The sequence below is a fragment of the Massilia frigida genome (assembly GCF_011682175.1).
GTDB classification, from domain to species: domain Bacteria; phylum Pseudomonadota; class Gammaproteobacteria; order Burkholderiales; family Burkholderiaceae_D; genus Telluria_A; species Telluria_A frigida.
On the sequence record NZ_WHJG01000144.1, the window covers coordinates 1 to 866 of the forward strand.

Sequence of the window (866 nt, forward strand, 5' to 3'; positions counted from 1 at the left end):
TGAGATTAACCATGATTCCGCCACCATAACCGACCAGAATTCGTCCAGCATCACGAAAATGCGATGGAAAGTCGCGCTCCCGTGATGCCGGCCAGTTCAGAAAAATCGTTTTGCAATTGGCTCATTAAGTGATCAGTTAGGGCTCGCACCGGGTGATATTTATTCGACACCCGATAAGGCTGCAATGCAAGCTATTCGCGACATTAATCCACGTTCAATTAAAGAGAATTTAGAATATGGCGGACGAATATGCATCATTTCGAAACGGAAATGTACGTATACTTCACCAGTAACAGGGACAAGGACACATGCGACAGGAATTCCATCGTGTCCCGCTAACAGTCAAATGGGGGAATTTATCACACGCATGGTGATCATAAGCTAGGCCACTGGTCTACGATATTTTCCGGAGGTGACCAGGAAATCTCTGATTATGAGGGCGTTCCGATATATTTGGGCAACCCGGATGGGCTCATATTGAAATATACGCCTGTTCCCAACAAGCCATTCGGTGGGAAGGTGGTTATCTTGGGTCGCGGAGCGAAATAAGGAGTCGAAATGAAAAAAATCATCGTGGTTGTGCTTTTGAATTTTTGGCTAGCATTCATCCCAGCAATGGCATCTACTCCTGTGGAGGTGTCAATTGTGCAGTTAATTGTTGCTTCAGAGCGTTTTGACGGAAAACTGGTCAGTGTGGTAGGTTTTTTTCAAAACGAGATGGAAGCAACTGCAATCTATCGAGCCAGTTGCAAAACTATTTTCCTGAACCGGTCGGCATGAGGAAATCGTGATTTTTGATCACGTTTTTCGAAGTTAGACGGACTCTGCTGGTTTAAGGTGGCGGAATCATGGTCAATCTCGTAGGT

Annotated in this window: 2 protein-coding genes; both read left to right on the top strand. The window is 45.4% G+C overall.

What is annotated here, in order from left to right; translation table 11 throughout:
* Positions 1 to 354: 354 nt before the first annotated feature.
* Positions 355 to 549, top strand: a complete 195-nt coding sequence (locus F2P44_RS36780; protein ID WP_167094581.1) for a DUF4329 domain-containing protein — start codon at positions 355 to 357, stop codon at positions 547 to 549.
* 9 nt (positions 550 to 558) lie between these two features.
* Entirely contained in the window at positions 559 to 780 is a 222-nt protein-coding gene (locus F2P44_RS34395) for a hypothetical protein (RefSeq protein ID WP_167094579.1), read from the top strand.
* Positions 781 to 866 lie beyond the last annotated feature (86 nt).

Bases quoted from the DNA above. Each gene is read 5' to 3' on its own strand.
- F2P44_RS34395 (WP_167094579.1), top strand. From the start codon at position 559: ATGAAAAAAATCATCGTGGTTGTGCTTTTGAATTTTTGGCTAGCATTC.